Origin of the sequence: Clostridium sp. 1001283B150225_161107_B6 (assembly GCF_015556325.1) — a bacterium.
Classification (GTDB): domain Bacteria; phylum Bacillota; class Clostridia; order Lachnospirales; family Lachnospiraceae; genus Enterocloster.
In genome coordinates this window covers 244,440-264,142 of the sequence record NZ_JADNMD010000001.1, presented here as the reverse complement: position 1 = coordinate 264,142, position 19,703 = coordinate 244,440, and the positions used below count along the sequence as shown (strand labels likewise).

15 protein-coding genes are annotated in these 19,703 nt (G+C 51.9%); all 15 read left to right on the top strand.

What is annotated here, in order from left to right:
* Nucleotides 1-55: 55 nt before the first annotated feature.
* The 15 genes from I2H39_RS01265 to I2H39_RS01195 all read left to right on the top strand — a co-directional run bounded on the left by I2H39_RS01265 (nt 56) and on the right by I2H39_RS01195 (nt 19,533).
* On the top strand, nt 56-1,453 hold the full coding sequence (locus tag I2H39_RS01265) for a sugar ABC transporter substrate-binding protein (protein WP_195625628.1): 1,398 nt from the start codon (nt 56-58) through the stop codon (nt 1,451-1,453).
* A gap of 53 nt (nt 1,454-1,506) precedes the next feature.
* Entirely contained in the window at nt 1,507-2,397 is an 891-nt protein-coding gene (locus tag I2H39_RS01260) for a sugar ABC transporter permease (RefSeq protein WP_138311450.1), read from the top strand.
* Between the two features lie 4 nt (nt 2,398-2,401).
* Nucleotides 2,402-3,229 (top strand): carbohydrate ABC transporter permease, encoded by an 828-nt coding sequence (locus I2H39_RS01255; RefSeq protein ID WP_138311451.1) that lies wholly within the window; start codon nt 2,402-2,404, stop codon nt 3,227-3,229.
* A gap of 24 nt (nt 3,230-3,253) precedes the next feature.
* Entirely contained in the window at nt 3,254-4,216 is a 963-nt protein-coding gene (locus I2H39_RS01250; protein WP_138311452.1) for a translation initiation factor eIF-2B, read from the top strand.
* Between the two features lie 22 nt (nt 4,217-4,238).
* Nucleotides 4,239-5,303, top strand: a complete 1,065-nt coding sequence (locus I2H39_RS01245; RefSeq protein ID WP_195625627.1) for an aminopeptidase — start codon at nt 4,239-4,241, stop codon at nt 5,301-5,303.
* 31 nt (nt 5,304-5,334) lie between these two features.
* A complete protein-coding gene (locus I2H39_RS01240) occupies nt 5,335-6,057 on the top strand; it encodes an NAD(P)H-dependent oxidoreductase (protein WP_138311454.1) in 723 nt (240 codons plus the stop codon).
* The gene (xylB, locus tag I2H39_RS01235; RefSeq protein ID WP_195625626.1) at nt 6,058-7,581 is read left to right on the top strand and encodes a xylulokinase; all 1,524 of its coding nucleotides are present in this window, start codon (nt 6,058-6,060) and stop codon (nt 7,579-7,581) included. It begins immediately after the preceding gene.
* A gap of 99 nt (nt 7,582-7,680) precedes the next feature.
* Complete coding sequence (locus I2H39_RS01230) at nt 7,681-9,864, top strand: GGDEF domain-containing protein (protein ID WP_227146915.1); 2,184 nt, start codon at nt 7,681-7,683, stop codon at nt 9,862-9,864.
* A 249-nt stretch (nt 9,865-10,113) separates the two neighbouring features.
* Nucleotides 10,114-11,550: a D-alanyl-D-alanine carboxypeptidase family protein gene (locus I2H39_RS01225; protein WP_195625625.1), complete on the top strand. Its 1,437-nt coding sequence runs from the start codon at nt 10,114-10,116 to the stop codon at nt 11,548-11,550.
* A gap of 134 nt (nt 11,551-11,684) precedes the next feature.
* A complete protein-coding gene (locus I2H39_RS01220; RefSeq protein ID WP_227146912.1) occupies nt 11,685-12,335 on the top strand; it encodes a bifunctional precorrin-2 dehydrogenase/sirohydrochlorin ferrochelatase in 651 nt (216 codons plus the stop codon).
* The gene (hemC, locus tag I2H39_RS01215; RefSeq protein ID WP_138311458.1) at nt 12,328-13,236 is read left to right on the top strand and encodes a hydroxymethylbilane synthase; all 909 of its coding nucleotides are present in this window, start codon (nt 12,328-12,330) and stop codon (nt 13,234-13,236) included. Before I2H39_RS01220 ends, hemC begins: the two co-directional genes overlap by 8 nt.
* Before the next feature lies 1 nt (nt 13,237).
* Nucleotides 13,238-14,776 carry a uroporphyrinogen-III C-methyltransferase gene (cobA, locus tag I2H39_RS01210; RefSeq protein ID WP_227146909.1) on the top strand — a complete coding sequence of 513 codons (1,539 nt, stop codon included), beginning with the start codon at nt 13,238-13,240 and terminating at the stop codon, nt 14,774-14,776.
* A gap of 443 nt (nt 14,777-15,219) precedes the next feature.
* Complete coding sequence (locus I2H39_RS01205; RefSeq protein ID WP_347708565.1) at nt 15,220-16,935, top strand: carbon starvation protein A; 1,716 nt, start codon at nt 15,220-15,222, stop codon at nt 16,933-16,935.
* 156 nt (nt 16,936-17,091) lie between these two features.
* Entirely contained in the window at nt 17,092-17,850 is a 759-nt protein-coding gene (locus I2H39_RS01200) for a GH25 family lysozyme (protein ID WP_195625623.1), read from the top strand.
* Between the two features lie 117 nt (nt 17,851-17,967).
* Nucleotides 17,968-19,533, top strand: a complete 1,566-nt coding sequence (locus tag I2H39_RS01195) for a hypothetical protein (protein ID WP_195625622.1) — start codon at nt 17,968-17,970, stop codon at nt 19,531-19,533.
* Nucleotides 19,534-19,703: the final 170 nt, after the last annotated feature.

Sequence of the window (19,703 nt, the reverse complement as noted above, 5' to 3'; positions counted from 1 at the left end):
AATCAGGAGAAGACAATGAATCAAACGACTTATGGGGTCGGAAAAGGAGGGTTATATGAAAAAAACATTAGCGGTAATGCTCTCAATCGGAATGGCGCTGTCATTGTTCGGATGCCAAAAAGGGGGCGCGCCTGAAAGCGCAGCTGATAGCAGCACGGCAAAGGAGACTGCAAACCAGACAGAACAGACGCAGCAGGAACAGCAGGAACAGCAGGAACAGCAGGAACAGCAGGAACAGCAGGACGCGGAAGTGACCATTGTCTATATGCGGCAGGCCGGAAACACACAGGTGGAAGACGAACTCATCAAGGAGTTTGAAGCACAGAATCCGGGCATCCGGGTCCAGGCAGATGATGTTCCCACAGAGGAATGTTATAACAAACTTGCCCTGTCACACAACGCGGGAAACCCGCCGGATGTCATCATGACCTTCTGGTCCCCGGACGCAGCAGCCAATGGAATGCTTGAACCGCTGCTGGGCAGCTATGTGGATGAAACAGATTATCTGAACCGCTTTGTGAAATCATGCCGTGAGATGGATACATACGACGGGAACCTGTACGCGGTGCCATTCAGGGCCGGTCCTGATTCCTGGTTTGCAAACAAGGATATGCTGGACGCAGCAGGTCTTGAAATCCCGGCCTTTGGCGAGGAATGGAACTGGGATACCTTCCGCGAATACGCAGAGGCTTTAAGAAACCCGGATGCCGGAACATACGGCATCGGCATTGTGGGCGGCAACACCAACGGCACGGAGTGGCAGTTCTGGCCCTTCCTGTTCCAGGCCGGAGGCAGGATAATTGAAAACGGAAAAGCCGTGTTCAACAGCCCGGAGGGCGTGGAGGCACTGGAGTACGTGTGCTCCCTGATTCAGGATGATTTGATTCCTCCCGGCATAACCACCACGGATTTGAACATGCTTCAGGACATGCAGATTGCACACACCTTATGCATGTGGACAGACGGTCCCTGGATGCTCTCAACCATGAGGAATACATATCCGGAAGAGAATATCTGTGTCCTGCCCATGACAACCGCAAAAACCTTTGGAAACCTTTCCGGAGGAACCTCACTTGGCATGTCGTCCATATCCAAACATAAGGAGGAGGCATGGAAATTCATCGAATTCATGACCTCAGACGAAGTACTGCTCAAATGGAATAAGGGAACCGGAAACGCGCCGCCTGTTTACAGCGCATGGGATGACCCATATTACGCAGAGGACAGGGACTGGCAGGTGATGAAGGAACTGGCCATGCAGGACAATGAATACATTGTGCCCGCCAACCATTATCCTGAGTCAATCGCGTTAAACCAGATTATGCGGAATTATCTGCAGGCAGCTTATATTGGGGAAATGAGTCCCAAGGATGCGCTGGATGCGGCAGCTGAAGAGTGGAATGAAATATTGGAAAAGTATGACCCCGGCGCAGCTGACTTAATATGGAAATAATAGGCTAAAACCTGCAAATTTTTGCAGGTTTTTCTAAAACAGAGAGGCGTGCAATGGATTATATAAAAATTGGAAACCTGAAATTCAGCAGGGGAGTCTTATTCATCTTGCCGGGCATCCTGTTCTTTGGCATCATGGTCATCTATCCTGCCGGGTATGTCATTTATCTGAGTCTTTTCACAGAGGGGAAGGGACTTGGACTGGCACCGGAATTTATCGGTCTGAAAAACTATATGACCGTCTTTTCATCCAGGAATTTCGTGAAGATACTGTCAAATACGCTGTTATATTCCTTCTTTGCAACCGCGTTCCATATCATCATCGGTTTGTTTATGGCAGTGCTCCTGAACAATAAGGTGCTGAAGAGAAGGACCCTTACAATCGGCCGGTCCCTGTTCCTTATACCATGGGCCATATCGCCGTCCGTGGTGGCCATTATGTTTCAGGTTATGCTTCATCCCAAGGTGGGACCGGTGGGAATCATCTTAAGGACATTCAATCCCAGAATCGCATTTAATCCGCTGGGAAGTCCTTCCCTGTCACTGCTGACCGTGACGCTGACAAACATATGGAAATTCACACCCTTTTATTTTCTGATTCTGCTGGCAGGACTGCAGGCCATTGATGACGGGTTATACGAAGCGGCACGCATGGACGGGGCCTCCGGCTGGAGACAGTTTTGTGATGTCACCCTTCCGCTGATGAAGAATTACATCATCACCTTAGCTGTGTTTGACTTTGTAAGCACTGCCGCCTATATGGACCTGACATGGATTATGACAAAGGGCGGTCCTCTCAATTCTTCAGAGGTACTGTCAACCCTGGCCTACCGGACATCGTTCCAGAACTTCCGGTTCGGGGAAGGTTCGGCTGTGGGGGTGCTGATTTTCCTGATATCCATACTATTTACCACGATGGCAATGAAGATGATGAGTGAGGAGTAAAGCCATGGATGAAAAGAAACAGAGACAGAGGATATTGGTGGGGACTGCACTGGCCCTCATATTATTCATAGATTTGCTGCCCTATTTGTGGCTGCTCATCTCTTCCTTCAGGGCCTCCAATGACCCCTTCACCAACTCTGTGCTTCCCGGACAGCTTACGCTGTCCAATTACGCAAATATATTCCGCAGCGCCAACATGCTGCGGCCGTTCTTCAATTCGCTGGTGGTGGCTGTGGGGGCAACCGTCATAACCATGATACTGTCGCTGCTGGCTGCATATGGTTTTTCCAGATATTATTTTAAGGGGCGGGAATTCCTGTTAAGCTTTCTCGTCAACCTGCGGACATTTCCGGCCCTGCTTCTGGCCATCGCCCTGTATGTGATGGCGGTAAAGGCCGGATTATACAACACATATATACCGCTGATTCTTGCCAACACCATGATGAACCTGCCCTTTGCCATCTGGAATGTCAAGACAGTCATTGACGGGGTGCCAAAGGATTTGGAAGAGAGCGCCATGGTGGACGGCCTGTCCCGCTCGGCTGTAATATGGAAAATCATTGTGCCGGTGGCGACGCCGGGTCTGGCGGCAACCGCCATTTACGTGTTCATCCTCACATGGAATGAATACCTGTTTGCCACCACGTTCATGAACTCCAATGACATGCAGCTGGTAACAGCAGTCATTGCATCTGCAGTCACCCAGTTCGGCGTGGATTACGGATGGCTCATGACAACAGCCATGCTGGCGTCCATTCCTGCAATCATAATGTTTATAGCCATCCAGCGGTTTATTGTAGGCGGACTGACCGCAGGCGGAATTAAAGGATAATAAAGGGATTAGGAGAAGATTGATATGTTGAGATTAAAAGAATATTGTGACAGGGTACGGGATGATGCTTACGGCGGAAGCGTGGAGCTGGTGGAAGACGGCATCACAGCCATGGCATGTGAGATTGAGGCAGAGGAACCGGACGATATCCTGGAAGGGATAGAAAGGTATGTGGACAGCATTCTGGCCGTCACATCGCCCATTCTTCCGTTAATTCATCTGCTGAACCGCTGTATGTGTTTTGCGGAAGCGCACGCTGCGGGGAGCCGGGACAACAGCGGACTTAAGACGGCTTTCCTGGAGCTGCTGGAGGACATCAGGCAGGAACAGCGCCAATGCGTGGAAAAGATAGGAAAGGTGGGGGCCAGGCTCATTGCCCGTGGGGATAAGGTGGCCACATTCTCTACCAGCGGGTCCGTCATGGAGATTCTTACATGCGCAGCAGGAGAGGGCAGGGAGATAACGGCTGCTGCCTTTGAGGCCAGACCCAATGCAGAGGGATACCGGACGCTGCGGGAAATCAGCGGATTAGGCATTCCGGTCACCTTTGGATGCGATGCACTGCTGTGTAAATTAGTACCTGGCAGCAAACTGTTTGTTATAGGCGCGGATGCCATTACTTCCACCGGGGAGGTATATGCAAAAACAGGCTCCTATCTGGCTGCCCTGGTCTGCAGTGAATTTGGGATTCCCTTTTATGTGGCAGCGGATACCAGTAAATTTGACCCGCTGTCCCTGCTGGGATTCCCCATCAAGGACAGCCTGCGCCCTGCCTGCGAAGTGACGGACATGGATGTGCCGGAGATATCAGAAATTATCAATATCAGTTTCGAACTGATTCCGGCAAAGCTGATTACTGGAATCATTACGGAAAAGGGGCTGATTTCCCCCCATGCAGTGGGGCTTATGATGAAGCCGGAGAACATGAGTCCCCGCATGATTCATAAGCTGGAGCAATGGAGGGAAAACTGCGACAAATTAAAATAGATTATGGGGTAGGTAAAGGATAATGGATAAACGCTGGGATGCTCTTGCATCAATTTTAGTAAACTATTCAATCGGGGTCAAACCAGGGGACCGGGTGTTGATTACCATGATGGAGACAGAGACAGAGCCATTGGCACGGGCCTGTTACCGGGAAGCGGTCAGGGCTGGCGGCTATCCCTTCATCGAATACCAGTCCGCATACCTGGAGAAGGACCTGATGCTGCACGGCACCATGGACCAGGTGGAATGGGTCAATGAGATGTGTCTTAAGGGTATGGACTGGGCTGACTGCTACATAGGGCTCAGAGGGGCAAGAAATCCTTATGAATGGGGCGGTATCCCCGGAGCCAGGCTGTCTGCCCATAAGCGTTCCCTTGGAAGGGTGTCTGCTGAGAGAAACCGCACCCGGTGGGTCCTGACCCGCGTGCCCAACGAGGCATTTGCACAGCAGTCCTGTATGCCGCTGGAAGATATGATGGATTTTTATTTCAACTCAACTCTTGTGGACTGGGAAAAAGAAAGCGCGGCTCTTCAAAAAGTGAAGGAATTGCTGGCGGCCGGCAGCAGCGTCCGGGTGACAGGAAAGGAGACCGATATTACATTTACCACATCCGGACGGATTTATGCGGTTGCAGACGGCCATATCAACATGCCTGACGGCGAGGTTTATACGTGTCCGGTTGAAACAAGCGTGAACGGAACCATCTACTTTGAATTTCCGGGCGCTTATGCAGGAAACTATATTGAAGGAATACGGCTGACCTTCCAGGATGGGAAATTAGTCCGTTCTTCTGCTGAAACCAATGAGGGACTGCTGAGGGAAATTCTTGCAACAGATGAAGGGGCCTCTACCCTGGGAGAATTTGGTATAGGGCTGAATTACGGTATCACCGGGTATTGCGGGGATATACTTTACGACGAAAAGATAGGCGGAACCATTCATTTTGCCATGGGCCGCGGGTACCCCGAATGTCTGGGAAACGACAGGTCGGCGCTGCACTGGGATATCATTAAGGATACCCGGAAGGAGGGCGCCGTGTATCTGGATGGAAAAAAGGTAATGGAGAAGGGCGTCTGGCTGATTTAAACAGGAGGCGCAGCAGAAAGGGGATGGCATAATGGGTCCGGTCCGTTTGCTGGCAATATCCGGAAGTCCCAGAAAAAAGGGCAACAGCCAATTTTTACTGGATACTGTATTGGAATATACAAAAACATTGAAATTTGAGGTGGATGTAAAGCGCATCAGCTTATCCGAACAAAAGGTGGGGCCGTGCATGGGATGTCTGGCCTGTTATAAAAACAGCGGCTGCTGCGTCCTGAAGGATGACTTTGAGGGCGTCCGGCGGCTGTGGAAAAGGGCAGACTGCATATTATACTGTACACCGGTGTACGTGGCTGGAATACCCGGACAGCTGAAATGCCTGATGGACCGTTTGAGCAATGCGGATTACGGGCTTGAAATCAGAGGCGCGCGCCATATGAAGACCATCGGCGTCATATCCCAGGGCGGGGATTTCTTCGGAGGCGGCGCAGAGCTCTGCATGATGGACATCATGCGCCACGCAGCTATGATGAACTGTGTGTATATTCCGCCTGATGCCTCCTATATAGGTTCAGGCGGATGGGTCTGGGACTCCCACAGCAATGCCATGAAGGAAAAAGCAGGTCTTATGACAGAGGATTACCGCCTGACCCTGGAAACAGCGCACAGCATCATACAGCGTTCCGTTGAAATGGCGGCCATCATCCGTTCCGGCAGCAGCAGCCTCAGGGACATCCTGGAAAAAGACAAGGCATACCGGTACTATTTTGAAAAAGAAGACTTACTGGAGGGATGGTAAATGGGCTGTATTCTTTCGTTTGATGTGGGAACCACGGGTTTAAAGACAATTGTAATCAGCCGGGACGGCAGAATCCTGAGACACTGCAGCATTGAATACGGCATGGTCCAGGAACAGGAGGGGTTTGCGGAACAGGCCCCTGCTGTCTGGTGGGATGCAGCGGTAAAAAGCATCCGGACTGTTCTGACAGAGGAATTAAAGAAGGATATCCTGGCCATCGGAGTATCGGGACAGTTCCAGAGTCTGGTAATGCTGGATAAGGATTATCATCCTCTCAGGAAGGCCATCTTATGGTGCGACCACAGGGGAGAAGAGATGCTGCCTGAAATCACCAACCGGGTCGGTGAAGAAAATCTGTTCTCAATCACTGCAAATCCTGCGCTTTCCGGTTCCAGTGTTTCTTCCCTCTTATGGGTGAGAAAATATGAGCCTCATATTTATGAACAGTGCAGGCACATCATGCTCCCCCATGAATACATCCGGTTCAGGCTGACAGGGGAGTGTGTGACCGACGTCACATCCGCCTCCAGCATGCAGCTTTTAAATGTGCCGGAGAGAGCCTGGTCCCCGGACTTATTCCGGAAGCTGGACCTGGACAGTGCAATCACAGGACCGTTGCTGGAATGCAGCCAAGTGGCGGGACGGACCACGGCCCGGGCAGGGCGGGAGACAGGCCTTCCCCAGGGCATACCGGTCATTGCAGGGGGCGGGGACAGCGTAGTGTCTGCCGTTGGGACAGGCGTTATCCGGGAAGGCAGCTGTTTTACATCCCTGGGGACCTCAGGCATCATCTGCACGAATACAGAACGTATAAGAACCGACAGGAAGGGAAGGGTCAATACCTATTGCAGCGCTGTTCCGGGAAAATGGTCCGTCATAACCTGCAGCATCACTTCGGGTTTTGCCCTCAAATGGATGAAGGAAAATTTCTGCACCCCTGAGATTGAAACCGCCAGGCTCCGCCACACGGATGTGTATGACGAGATGAGCCGTCAGGCGTCGCAAATAGCAGCAGGCTCAGAGGGCCTCCTTTTTCTCCCTTATCTGATGGGAGACAGAACTCCCCATTTAAATCCGGCCGCCAAAGGCGTTTTCCTTGGCGCCTCATCCTGCCACACAAGAGCCCACTTCATACGCGCTGTCATGGAAGGAGTGGCCTACTCCCTGATGGACGGCATATCTGTCCTCAGGGAGCTGGACGTGGCTTTGGACGACTATGTGCTCTGCGGAGGCGGGGCAAAGGGGAGCCTCTGGAGAACCATCATAGCCGATGTATACGGACATAACCTGTCAACCGTACAGAATGACAGCGGCGCAGCCATGGGAGCGGCTGTGCTGGCTGCCTATGGCTGCGGACTGTACAAAACCCTGGAAGAGGCGGCAGGATGCATGGTGAAACGCAATGAGAGCAATGGATTTAATCAGGAAAATCATGAGAACTATATGAAGTACTGGGATATTTACCGTGATATATATGTCCGGCTTGAGGACGTATTTTACAGGTTAAGGGAAATCACCCGCTGACCGGCATAATTTTACCGGAAATACTGGAATCCTCCACAGTTGCATGTTATAATCAACATAACGTAATAGTAAATAAAATATAACCTGTAGGGTGATGGGATGAAAAAATTGGCGGCGGTTAAAAACAGGATATTCCTGGTTATGTCAGCGTTCCTTTTGTGCCTTCTTTACGCTTTTCCTGTCAGGGCAGCGGAGAAAGTGCGGGTAGGCTGTGTTGACATCGGGAATTTCATCCAGCTGGACCAGGACGGCTATGCCATTGGGTATGGGGCAGACTATCTGAATAAAATAGCAGAATATGCAGGATGGGAATATGAGTATGTCCAGGCACCCTGGGGAGAGTGCCTGGATATGCTGCGCAGTGGGGAGCTGGATATACTGCTTCCTGCCGAATACAGCGAGGAACGGGCAAAGGACTTTCTTTTCAGCAGCTACGAGTGCTGCTTTGATTTTGCCGCCCTGATTGGCCGAAAATCAGATGAACGCCTGTTTTATGATGATTACCAGGGATTCCAGGGAATCCGGGTGGGCATGATTAAGGACAATTTCCTCAATGGTTTGTTTGACGAGTATTCAAAAAACCACGGATTTTCCTATGAAGCCATATATTATGATACCGGCACCCAGATAGTAGAGGCCCTGGAGCGGGAAGAGGTAGATGCCATTATTAACGGCAATATGGAATACAACATGAACCAGAAGCTTCTGGCTAAAATCGACTATATGCCGGCCTACTTCATCACATCCGTGGATAAGCCGGGCCTGATGGTACGGCTCAATAAGGCCCTGAGGCAGATTTTCATAGACAATCCCTATTACTCAGCCGGTCTTTATGAAAAGTATTATCATGAGATGGACAGACAGTTTGCTGAGTTTACCAGGGAGGAAAGCCAGTTTGTGAAGCAAAGCGGCCCGGTGACCGTACTGGTGGCCCGGTCTGACTATCCCTTTGAATGGTACGATGAAAAGGAAAAAACCTGCAAGGGCGCTTATGTGGATTATATGAGGCACCTGTCCAAGGTCAGCGGCCTGAAATTTGAATTTATTCCCCTTGCCCCGGCAGAGGATTCCGCCGGAGAATTGTTTGGGGAAAATGCCCAGATTCGCCTGAGCGTATTTAAACAGCAAAGGGGCGGGGTATCCGGCAGCCTTAAATACACCATTCCCTATTACGACTGCAGCTTCAGCCTGGTGGGCAAAAAGGATGAGCCCCTGAACCTGTCTTCCCACCAGCGGATTGCAATGGTGGAAAAGGTAAACGGCCTGAAGGAGGTATTGGAAGACAAGTATCCCAATTGGGAAATCGTCGCTTATGAAACACCGAAAGACTGCCTCAACGCTGTGGAGGAGGGAAATGCTGACTGCGCCATGGTATCTGCCATTAAACTGTCAGCGGACCGGAATCTCCTGGGCATGAACCTGGTGGTGGTGGATGGCAGCACTGCAGCTGCGCCTGTATACATAGGAGTATCGGAGAATGCCAGTCCCCTGCTGGCCCAGGTCCTCTCCAAGTCCATTGCAAAGGCAGGAGAGGGCGCCATGGATGAAGCCGTGTACGCCACCATTCTTTCAAGTAAGGAAAATAAGGATTTCAGTTACTTCATACAGTCTTATCCCCTGTACTTTGCCTTTGGGGTCATAGCGGTCTCACTGCTGGGCGTGGGAATCCTGTTCATGCGTTACGATGCCCGGCACCAGAAACTGCAGAACCTGATTCTGCAGAAAAAGAATGAGGAGTTAAAAGCAGCCATTGCCATGCAGACCCTTCTGAGGCGTAAGGCGCAGACTGACGCCCTGACCGGGCTGACGAATAAAAGCACCACTGAGGAGCTGTGCCGCGCCTGTCTGGAACAGGCCCAAGGGGAGGTCTGCGCCCTGTTCATCCTGGACCTGGATGACTTTAAGCATATTAACGACCAGCGGGGGCATCAGGCCGGTGATGTGGTGCTCAGAGCCTTCGGGGATACCATACACAAATGCGTGCGCCAGGATGATGTGGCCGGCCGTATCGGCGGGGATGAATTCATGCTGTTCATGGCCGGAATCAAGGATACGGACCAGCTGACACGGTTTGCAAACCGTATCTATCAGGCGTTAAAGGATAATCCTGATTTCAGCGCCACCTGCAGCATGGGGATTGCCCTGGGCCGGGCAGGCCGGATATCCTATGAGGAAATGTTCCGTATGGCAGACAATGCCTTATATAAGGCAAAAGAAGACGGAAAAAATAATTACCATATTGATTCTGTTCTGGATGAGCCGGAGAACGGCAGGGCTACATAAGCTTTCCCACCGCATTCAACATGATTGCCACAGACCGGAGGGAAGTGGATACGGCACAGGTAAGGAAAGCCCATCAGCTGTATCCGGATAACTGTCTGGGCGGCAGGGAGCTGGTGCTTCCTGCCTGCATACCGTAATTCGTTTTTCAACGAGATACAATTTAGAAATTTTAATTCATTGACAGCAGCCCTTTATTAAAATATAATCATGGGTAGGCTGTTTTATTTTGATGAAAAAGAAGAGGTAATTATGCGTCGTATATCCTACATAATCATAAGTCTAATCATGGTCTTTTCAATGACCACCATCACTGCCTTTGCAAAACCGGACTGGCCCATGGATACAGGTGTGCAGTCAGAGGCCGGCATTGTCATGGATATGGATTCCGGGGCTGTGCTCTTTGCCCAGAACATACACGAACAAAAGATTCCGGCCAGCATTACCAAGCTGCTGACAGCCCTTGTTGTCATTGAAAACACCAGTGATTTGGACGCGCCGGTCACATTTTCACACGATGCCATATACAATGTGGAATCCGGGGCCGGCAACAAGTTCAACCTGGAGGAAGGGGATGTGTTAAGCGTCCGCCAGTGTCTCTACGCCATGCTGCTCCAGTCCTCCAACCAGTCTGCCAATGCCCTGGCAGAGCATGTGGCGGGAAGCAGGCAGGCCTTTGTGGACATGATGAACCAGAGGATTAAAGAGCTTGGCTGCAATGAAAGCCACTTTGCCAATCCATCCGGTCTCAACGACGACACCCAGCGCACCACGGCCTATGACATGGCCATTATAGCCAGAGCCTGTTTCAGGAACCCCGCCGTGCTGGAAATTGCCTCAGCCAGGACCTCATCCATACCGGCCACTGCAAACAACCCCAACGGACGGACCTTTTCCATTGAACACAAGATGCTGCTGCCGGATGATTCCAATTATTATCCGGATGCAATTGCAGGCAAGACAGGCTGGACATCCCAGGCCGGGCAGACCCTTGTCACCTATGCCAGACGGGATAACAGAGGACAGATTGCAGTCACCCTTAAGAGCACCCAGAAAACCCACTATTCCGATACAAAGACCATACTGGATTTCTGCTTTGCAAGATTCAGGAATGTAAATATAGCGGACAATGAAATTGAATATGTTACAGGCGACGGGCCTGTGACCATTGCCGGGGAGACATATGAGCCTTCGGAACTCTCCTTTGACAGCGGGGCGGTCATTACACTGCCCAATGACGCACAGTTCTCAGATGCCGATAAGGAACTTGAGACAGATTTGCCGGCCGGCCATCCTGAGGGCGCCGTGGCCAGACTGGTCTACACCTATAATGAGCGCAGGATTGGAGATGCATGGATTTACAGCTCCAGGGCCCAGGCTGTCAATGCAACTCCGTCTGAGCCAGGCGAGGATACCCCTCAGGAGAGCCAGTCCCCAAAGGACGGTCAGGATACCAAAACCGCCTTTAAGCTTCCCAGGGCAGTGCTTATAGGCGGCGGCGCGGCCCTGGTCCTGGCATTGCTTGCAGGCGGCGGGGTCCTCTGGTTTAAAAGACGGCAGGCAGCGGAACGGGAACGCCAGCGCATTCTCAGGGAAAAGCGCAGACAGCGTCTGGCTGACATCGGTTATACGGAAGAGGATTTTGAACGGCTGTTAGATGAGCGGAGAAGGCAGCAGGATATGCGCTGAAACGCATCAAGGGGCAGATAAAATTAATCAGGAAAGAGACGCAGACAAGAGGTTTCGTGAATGGCTGTCTGCGTCTTTTTCGGTACTTACCCTGGACAGACCGGTCCAGGGAAGGAATGGGAGGAGCGAACATCATGGCATATTTTCCGTTTTTTGCAGATATTGAGGGAATGAAATGGCTGATTGCAGGCGGCGGAGGCGTGGCCCTGAGAAAGGTGCGGGATTTGCTTCCCTACGGCGCAGTCATAGAAGTGGTATCACCGGACATGTCCCCTGGTCTGGATGAGATGGCTGCGGACAGCACTTACGCGGACTGCCTTACGCTGACCAGAAGGGGTTTTGAGGACAGGGACCTGGATGGGGCCGACTTTGTCATTGCAGCCACATCTGAGCCTGACCTTAACAGCCGTATATCCACCCTGTGCAGGTCAAAACGGATTCCTGTCAATGTGGTGGATGTGAAGGAGGAATGTTCCTTTATTTTTCCTTCCATCGTCCGGGAGGGACCTGTGGTGGTGGGAATCTCAACCGGCGGCATGAGTCCTGTCATTGCCAGGTACCTGAAGGCAAGAATCCAATCTGTGATGCCGGACAGCCTGGGAGCGCTGACAGCCCAGCTGGGGGCCTGCCGACAGACAATCAAAGACCTGTTTCCGGACTCTCCCAGGGTCCGCTCAGCCCTGTTTTATGAGCTGGCGGAGGAGGGACTCAGCCATGGAGGCTGTCTCTCCCGGGAACAGATACAAATTATAATAAACAGAAAGCTGGAACAAGGACATGAATGATATCATCCGTATTGGAACGAGAAAGAGCGCCCTGGCGCTGATTCAGACACAGCTGGTCGCTGATGAATTAAGGCAGGTCTGTCCTGGTATACAGGTTGAAATCGTCACAAAGGATACCCTGGGCGACAGGATACTGGACAAGCCCCTGCAGGAATTCGGAGGCAAGGGGGTCTTTGTTTCCGAGTTTGAACAGGCCATACAGGAGGGCGTCATAGACCTGGCAGTCCACAGCGCCAAGGACCTTCCCATGGAACTGGCACAGGGACTGGACATTGCAGCTGTATCCGCCCGTGAGGATCCCAGGGATGTGCTGGTCACCCTGAGAGGACGCGGGGTCTGTCCGGGCAGCACGGTCCGGGTCGGAACCTCCAGCCCAAGACGGCAGCTTCAGGTGCAGATGATGCAGAAAACACTGTGGCCGGAGGCTGCCGGAGCAGAATGCAGCACCCTTAGAGGCAATGTGCATACCCGGCTCAGGAAACTGGAAGAAGAGAACTTTGACGGAATCATCCTGGCTGCGGCCGGATTAAAGAGGCTGGGGCTGCTTGAACAGGACACCTATGAGTATACCTTTCTGAACCCGGAGGAATTCATTCCTGCGGGCGGACAGGGGCTGATGGCCGTGGAGGCCAAAACCGGAACCAGGGCCCACACGCTCACCCAGTCCATGGACCATGGCGGCGGACGGCTGTGCCTGGACCTGGAGCGAAGGGTTCTTAAGCTGCTGGACGCGGGATGCCATGAACCCATTGGCATTTACTCCGTCCTCAGGGACGGACAGATGGAGGTATGGGGCGTCAGCAGCCGTAATGGAGAGGTGAAAAGGGTTCATCTGACCGGCGGGACCCTGCCGGAGGATGTGGAGAAACTGGCGTTGGAAGCATGGAAAGGATTGATGTGATATGGAGAAGAAGGGAATGGTATATCTGGTAGGAGCAGGTCCGGGGGACCCGGCCCTGATGACCCTGAAAGGACAGGCGCTTCTCAGCTCCTGTGACGCCCTGGTCTATGACCATCTGGCATCCAGACGGTTCCTGGAATGGGCGCCCTCCGCCTGCCGTAAAATCTACGTGGGCAAGCAGGCCGGGCATCACTCCATGAAACAGGATGAGATAAACGCCGTGCTGGTGGAGCTGGCTCTCTCAGGGCTTACGGTTGTCCGCCTAAAGGGCGGGGACCCCTTTGTATTCGGACGGGGCGGCGAGGAAATCCAGGCGCTTGAGGCCCGGGGAATTCCCTATGAAACCGTTCCGGGCGTGACATCGGCCATAGCGGTCCCGGAATGTGCGGGAATCCCTGTGACCCACAGGGGCATAAGCCGGAGTTTCCACGTGATTACAGGCCATACCCAGGACGGAAGAGACTGCCTTCCCCCTGGGTTTGAAGCCTATGGCTCCCTGCCCGGCACCCTGGTGTTTTTAATGGGCCTGGGACAGCTTCCCTCCATCACAGCCAGGCTGATTGAGGGAGGAATGCCGCCGGATACGCCTGCGGCCGTCATCGAAAAGGGCACGCTGCCCGGCCAGAGAGTGGTAAGAGCGCCTCTTTCCGGAATTTGCGCCAGGGTAACGGAGGAGGGGATTGGCACCCCGGCAATTATTGTTGTGGGACAAACAGCCTCCTTTGACATGAAATGCAGCCTTGTGGGTCCGCTGGCCGGATGCAGAATCGGTATGATTGGCACACGTCATTTTACAGACAGCCTTGGAACGGCCCTGGAGCAGAAAGGGGCGGACGTATCTAACATCCTGGATATGGAAGTAGTTTCCCATGCAGCAGGTCCGGCCATGCAGGAAGCTTACAGGAACCTTGCCGCGTATACATGGCTTATATTCACCAGCGCCAACGGAGTCCGCCTGTTTTTTCAGGAACTGCTGCATTCCGGCGGGGATTACCGCCTGCTGGGGCATATAAAATTTGCAGTCATTGGCGACGGCACCAAAAAGGAACTGGCGAATTTCGGCTTTCACGCGGACTATATGCCGGATTCCTTTTGTGCCGGGGCGCTGGCAAAGGGGCTGGCATCCATCCTTACCCCCAGCGACCGCCTCCTCATTGCCCGCTCCAGGGGCGGTTCCCCGATTCTTACCGTAATACTTGGAGAAGCCGGGATTGTTTATGATGATATTGTCCTTTATGAGGTGGGAGGTAAGCCCGCGGACTCAAGTATACCCGCCGGAGAGGGCTTTGACTATATTACCTTTGCCAGCGCCTCCGGGGTTAGGGCGTACCTTTCAAGCGGCCTGAGGGTGAATCCCGGACCGAGGACAGGACAGACCAGGCTGGCATGTATCGGTGACATAACGGCAGGGGAGTTGAAAAAACATGGAATGAAGGCGGATATTGTGGCTGAAACTTACCATATTCAGGGCCTGGTGAAGGCCATTGAAGAGGATGTCATATCCGGCAAAACAGAGGGAAAGCTTGCGTATAACCTGTAGTTATGAAAAATATATAAATAAAGTATAAAAAAATTGTTAAAATATTATTGATTTCTCCGCGGTAAAGTGGTAAACTTCTTGGCATCAAGAGTTTGATACTTGAGAAAAGCAATGACTGGGAAATGTCATGGTTTCAGATTCCGGCACAGAGAGCAGCCCGGCTGGTGGAAGGGCGCGCGAGAGGAGTCATGGCCTCACCCAACAGCTTCTGTCCTGAACTCCTTTCCTGAGAGAGAGGATAGTAGGGATGGACGGGTTTCTTTCCGTTAACAAAGATTCCGGCTGACTGAGAGCAGCGGGAACTTAAGGGGCTGCCTGTTAAGGGCGGCAAACAGAGTGGTAACGCGGATTGATTCGTCTCTGCATCGCAAGGTGCAGGGACCTTTTCTTTTTACTGGGCAAACTCTTTGAAACCTACTTTATATACGTGAGGAGACTTGATGATGAATGGTTTAGTGATGATGCTTTTAGCCGTAGTCATATTAGGCGGCGCCTATCTGATTTACGGCAGATATCTGGCAAAGAAATGGGGGGTTGACCCCGATGCAAAGACACCGGCTTATGAGATGGAGGACGGTGTGGACTATGTTCCGGCTGATACCAATGTGGTGTTCGGCCACCAGTTTGCCTCCATTGCAGGGGCAGGCCCCATCAACGGACCCATCCAGGCCGCCATGTTCGGCTGGCTGCCCGTCATGCTGTGGATTCTCCTGGGAGGCGTATTCTTTGGCGCGGTTCAGGACTTTGCGGCTATGTATGCTTCTGTAAAGAACAAGGGCCGTTCCATTGGCTACATAATCGAGGTTTATATCGGCAGGCTTGGCAAGAGACTGTTTCTTTTATTCACCTGGCTGTTCTCCATCCTGGTTGTGGCTGCCTTTGCCGACATCGTGGCAGGCACCTTCAATGGTTTTGATGCCGCCACCGGAGAGCGAATCGTTGCCAACGGAGCCGTTGCCACCACATCCCTTCTGTTCATTGTGTTTGCAGTGGCGCTGGGATGTTTCCTGAAATATGGAAAATGCAGCAAGCTGGTAAACACACTGGCTGCTATCGGCCTTCTTGTGCTGGCCGTTGCACTGGGACTGGCCTTTCCGGTCTATGTACCCCAGGGCGCATGGCTTATATTCGTATTCCTGTATGTGATTGTTGCCTGCGTGACCCCTGTATGGGCCCTGCTTCAGCCCAGGGATTATCTGAACAGCTACCTGCTTCTGGCCATGATTATCGGTGCGGTACTGGGAATCTGTGTCTATAATCCGGCCATCAACCTTCCCTCCTTTACATCATTTGTATTTACAGATGCAAAGGGAAATATTTCCTATCTGTTCCCAACCCTGTTCGTGACCATTGCCTGCGGCGCTGTATCCGGTTTCCATGCACTGGTATCCTCCGGAACAGCCAGCAAGCAGATTAAGAATGAAAAGAACATGCTTCCCGTCTCCTTCGGCGCAATGCTGCTGGAAAGTCTTTTGGCCATCACGGCACTGATTGCCGTCGGCGCGCTGGCCACCAGCGAAGGGCTGCCCGCAGGTACGCCTCCCCAGGTATTTGCAAAGGCCATTGCCATGTTCCTTACCACACTGGGAATGCCGGATTCCATCAGCTACACGCTGATAACGCTGTCCATATCCGCCTTTGCCCTGACCAGCCTGGATTCCGTGGCGCGCGTGGGCCGTATTGCTTTCCAGGAATTCTTTACCAATGATGAGATTGACCCGGCCAATCAGAATTCCTTAAACAAAGTGCTGACCAACAAATATTTCTCCACCATACTGACCCTGGCGCTCTGCTACGCATTATCCAGGGCAGGCTATGCAAGCATCTGGCCTCTGTTCGGTTCCGCCAACCAGCTGCTTTCCGCACTGGCTCTGATAGCCTGCGCCGTATTCTTAAAGAAGACCCACAGACAGGGCGTTATGCTCTGGGGTCCCATGGTCATCATGCTGGGCGTTACCTTCACAGCCCTGACCCTTAAAATCAAGGACCTTGTATCAGCCCTGTCAAACCAGTTTGTATTCGGTAACGCGCTTCAGCTGGTGTTTGCAGTCCTTCTGCTGATTCTGGGCGTGATTGTTGCTTTTGAGGGCATCCGCAAGCTTATGGATAAGGACACGGAGGATGATAAAGCTGCTTCAGGCAAAGGTGCGGCTGCTTAAAGGATGCGGCTGTTTAAAGGATGCAAAAGCTGAAAAAGGCGGATGCATCCTTTTTCAACTTGAAAAACCCAGTCTGATAACGCATAATAATAAGGGATGAACCTTATGATAATTCCGAAAATATTCTGATACAGGTTCCGGAAAGCAGGATAAAACATGAAACTCAGATACAGATGGACTGGCATACTGACAGCGCTCGCTGTCCTGGCAGCTATAGCTTCCGGCATCCTTGTTTGCCTGGTATGGAACGGATGGATACTTTTAAATCATCCCTCCAGGACCCGGTATCCGGTACGCGGTGTGGACGTGTCACATTATCAGGGAGAAATCGACTGGGATGTGCTGGGACAGCAGGACATTGATTTTGCTTATATCAAAGCAACGGAGGGCAGTTCCCATGTGGATGAGAAATTTTCTCAGAACTGGTACGGTTCACACCTGAGTGGTCTGGCTGTGGGAGCATACCACTTTTTTAGTTTTGACAGCAGCGGAAAAGACCAGCTGGAGCATTTCACCCAATGCCTGCCCGCCAGAGACGGAATGCTTCCGCCGGCAGTTGACGTGGAGTTTTACGGGGACAAGGCCGCGAACCCTCCCAATCCAAGGGACGTGGAGCAGGAGCTTGCAGCCTTGCTGGAAGGTATGGAAACACAGTACGGTATGGCCCCTGTCATCTATTGCACAGAGGAATCCTGGAATCTTTACATCCGCGGAAGATTTGACCGGTATCCGCTCTGGATTCGCAATGTGAAAACAAAGCCCCGCACGGACGGCGAACCCTGGCTGCTGTGGCAGTATACAAACCGGCAGCGTCTGGACGGCTATAAGGGAGACGAGACATTTATTGACATGAATGTGTTTTACGGAAGCCGTGAACAGTGGGACAACTGGTACGGGAATCGTAATAAATCGTAAGGAGTGCCCAAAGACTTTTTCTTTTCCTCCTGCTATACTTTTGGCAAAGACCATTATCAGGACCAGTCCATTTCGGAAACATGCAAAAAGGCAGGCAAGGAGGAATAAAGATTTCACATGGAACCAGCAACAGAAGAGAAAACAGAACAAAGACAGGAAACAGAACCCGGCAGGCATAAGACCAACAGGCCGGGCAGGGGCAGAGCCCTGATTGCAGCTGCCCTGGCTGCTGTATTGGTACTAACCGCAGCGCTGGCTGTTTTTATGACAAGGAACAGGGAGAACAGCAGTGTAATTGCCGGCATGGATTATTATGAGCCTGCTGTGGATGACAAAATCTATAGCTCATATTTCCAGCATGATACACGCTGGAGCAGCAGTCCTCTTGGCAGCTCAAGAGACACCATGGGAAGTTCCGGATGCCTGACCTGCTGTATCGCCGCCTCCCTGACAGCTCAGGGGGTACAAAGTTTTTCACCAGGGGAGCTAAATCAGATTTTCAATGAAAATAAAGTCTATAACGACCATGGCTCCATTGTATGGAAACAGCTGGAACAGGCATTGCCCGGCGCCAGGGTCCGGCTGGACTGCAGCAGTACCAGCGAGAGCATCAACCGCCTGCTGGCAGAAAAAAAGTATCCCATTGTAAAGGTAAGGCGGAAAAGCGGGGCAGTACACTGGATTATGCTCACCGGCACGGAAAAGGATACTTATGATATCACGGCCATGGACCCCATTGACGGCTTTGTGCACATGAGTGATTATGATAATACTATTTATGGCGTCAGGGTTGTAACCGGTGACAGCGGGACATGGGAGACAGCGGGAACAGAGACAGAAGAAACAGGCAAAGCCGCTGAATCAGCCGGTACCGCAGCCGCAGACAGCCCGGGTGAAGTCCTTAAGGTCCCGGACAAGGCAGCCGCAGATACCGGCAGGACAGCAGATGGATTCCTGAAAACAGAAGAGGCATTTGCCCTGAGCGAGATTCAGCCCTTTTCCTTTGAAGAACTTGGAAACGGGTCTGGTATCCGGGGCGTTGTATTCTTATCAGCCCTTTCCCAGAACCAATTCCGCATCTACGGCTATGTGGGACCGGAAAATCTCTATAAGGGAATTTACATCCTGGACCGGGATGGCAACATGAATTCCTTTCCCTCCATTTCCTATACCTCTCCCCAGCTGATTCTTCCCAAAATCGGATGGAACCAGGAGCAAGGCATATTGGAGGCTTCCTTCCATACCATGACAGGCACTTCCCTGTCCAGGGACCAGTTTTATGCCTTCCTGCGGTATGATACAGGACATCTGGAGCCATATGAGTTCCGGGCGGAGGACTATGAAAAGCAGCTGTCCCGGCGTCTGTCCTATAAACTTGATAAAGAAAAAAATACAGTCACATTCTACGATGAGTCGGAGAAACTAGCATCCTTACCCCTGGATGACCTGGACAGCAGCCGTATCCGGGATGTCATATACACTGATTTTGTGTCATTTGAGCCAAATCAAACCGTTACAATGGAATTTACCCCCGGTTTTGTAATGGACGGAATGGCAGCGCCACAGTATCTGGAAGCAGATGTGCGGCTGGAGGCTGCCATTGATGTCACGCGCGATTCAGACTCCAGCGGGGCAGATGTGGTGAAATTCCATATCAGGGATATTGAAAAGAGCGGGACCTGACGGTCACATTTTACAAACAAATATACAAAAACCTCTTGACTTGGAGTTGACTTTAAGTTGTAGACTCTCATTATATCCGGGGTTCAGCATACTGCGCGGACTAATCCCAGGGATTATCTGCCCCAGATTATCTGTCCCGGACATTCTGAATCACAGTCCATTCAGACTGC

What these genes read in the sequence shown, in the direction of transcription:
- I2H39_RS01265 (WP_195625628.1), top strand. Translation starts at nt 56, where the DNA reads ATGAAAAAAACATTAGCGGTAATGCTCTCAATCGGAATGGCGCTGTCA.
- I2H39_RS01260 (WP_138311450.1), top strand. Translation starts at nt 1,507, where the DNA reads ATGGATTATATAAAAATTGGAAACCTGAAATTCAGCAGGGGAGTCTTA.
- I2H39_RS01255 (WP_138311451.1), top strand. Translation starts at nt 2,402, where the DNA reads ATGGATGAAAAGAAACAGAGACAGAGGATATTGGTGGGGACTGCACTG.
- I2H39_RS01250 (WP_138311452.1), top strand. Translation starts at nt 3,254, where the DNA reads ATGTTGAGATTAAAAGAATATTGTGACAGGGTACGGGATGATGCTTAC.
- I2H39_RS01245 (WP_195625627.1), top strand. Translation starts at nt 4,239, where the DNA reads ATGGATAAACGCTGGGATGCTCTTGCATCAATTTTAGTAAACTATTCA.
- I2H39_RS01240 (WP_138311454.1), top strand. Translation starts at nt 5,335, where the DNA reads ATGGGTCCGGTCCGTTTGCTGGCAATATCCGGAAGTCCCAGAAAAAAG.
- xylB (WP_195625626.1), top strand. Translation starts at nt 6,058, where the DNA reads ATGGGCTGTATTCTTTCGTTTGATGTGGGAACCACGGGTTTAAAGACA.
- I2H39_RS01230 (WP_227146915.1), top strand. Translation starts at nt 7,681, where the DNA reads ATGAAAAAATTGGCGGCGGTTAAAAACAGGATATTCCTGGTTATGTCA.
- I2H39_RS01225 (WP_195625625.1), top strand. Translation starts at nt 10,114, where the DNA reads ATGCGTCGTATATCCTACATAATCATAAGTCTAATCATGGTCTTTTCA.
- I2H39_RS01220 (WP_227146912.1), top strand. Translation starts at nt 11,685, where the DNA reads ATGGCATATTTTCCGTTTTTTGCAGATATTGAGGGAATGAAATGGCTG.
- hemC (WP_138311458.1), top strand. Translation starts at nt 12,328, where the DNA reads ATGAATGATATCATCCGTATTGGAACGAGAAAGAGCGCCCTGGCGCTG.
- cobA (WP_227146909.1), top strand. Translation starts at nt 13,238, where the DNA reads ATGGAGAAGAAGGGAATGGTATATCTGGTAGGAGCAGGTCCGGGGGAC.
- I2H39_RS01205 (WP_347708565.1), top strand. Translation starts at nt 15,220, where the DNA reads ATGAATGGTTTAGTGATGATGCTTTTAGCCGTAGTCATATTAGGCGGC.
- I2H39_RS01200 (WP_195625623.1), top strand. Translation starts at nt 17,092, where the DNA reads ATGAAACTCAGATACAGATGGACTGGCATACTGACAGCGCTCGCTGTC.
- I2H39_RS01195 (WP_195625622.1), top strand. Translation starts at nt 17,968, where the DNA reads ATGGAACCAGCAACAGAAGAGAAAACAGAACAAAGACAGGAAACAGAA.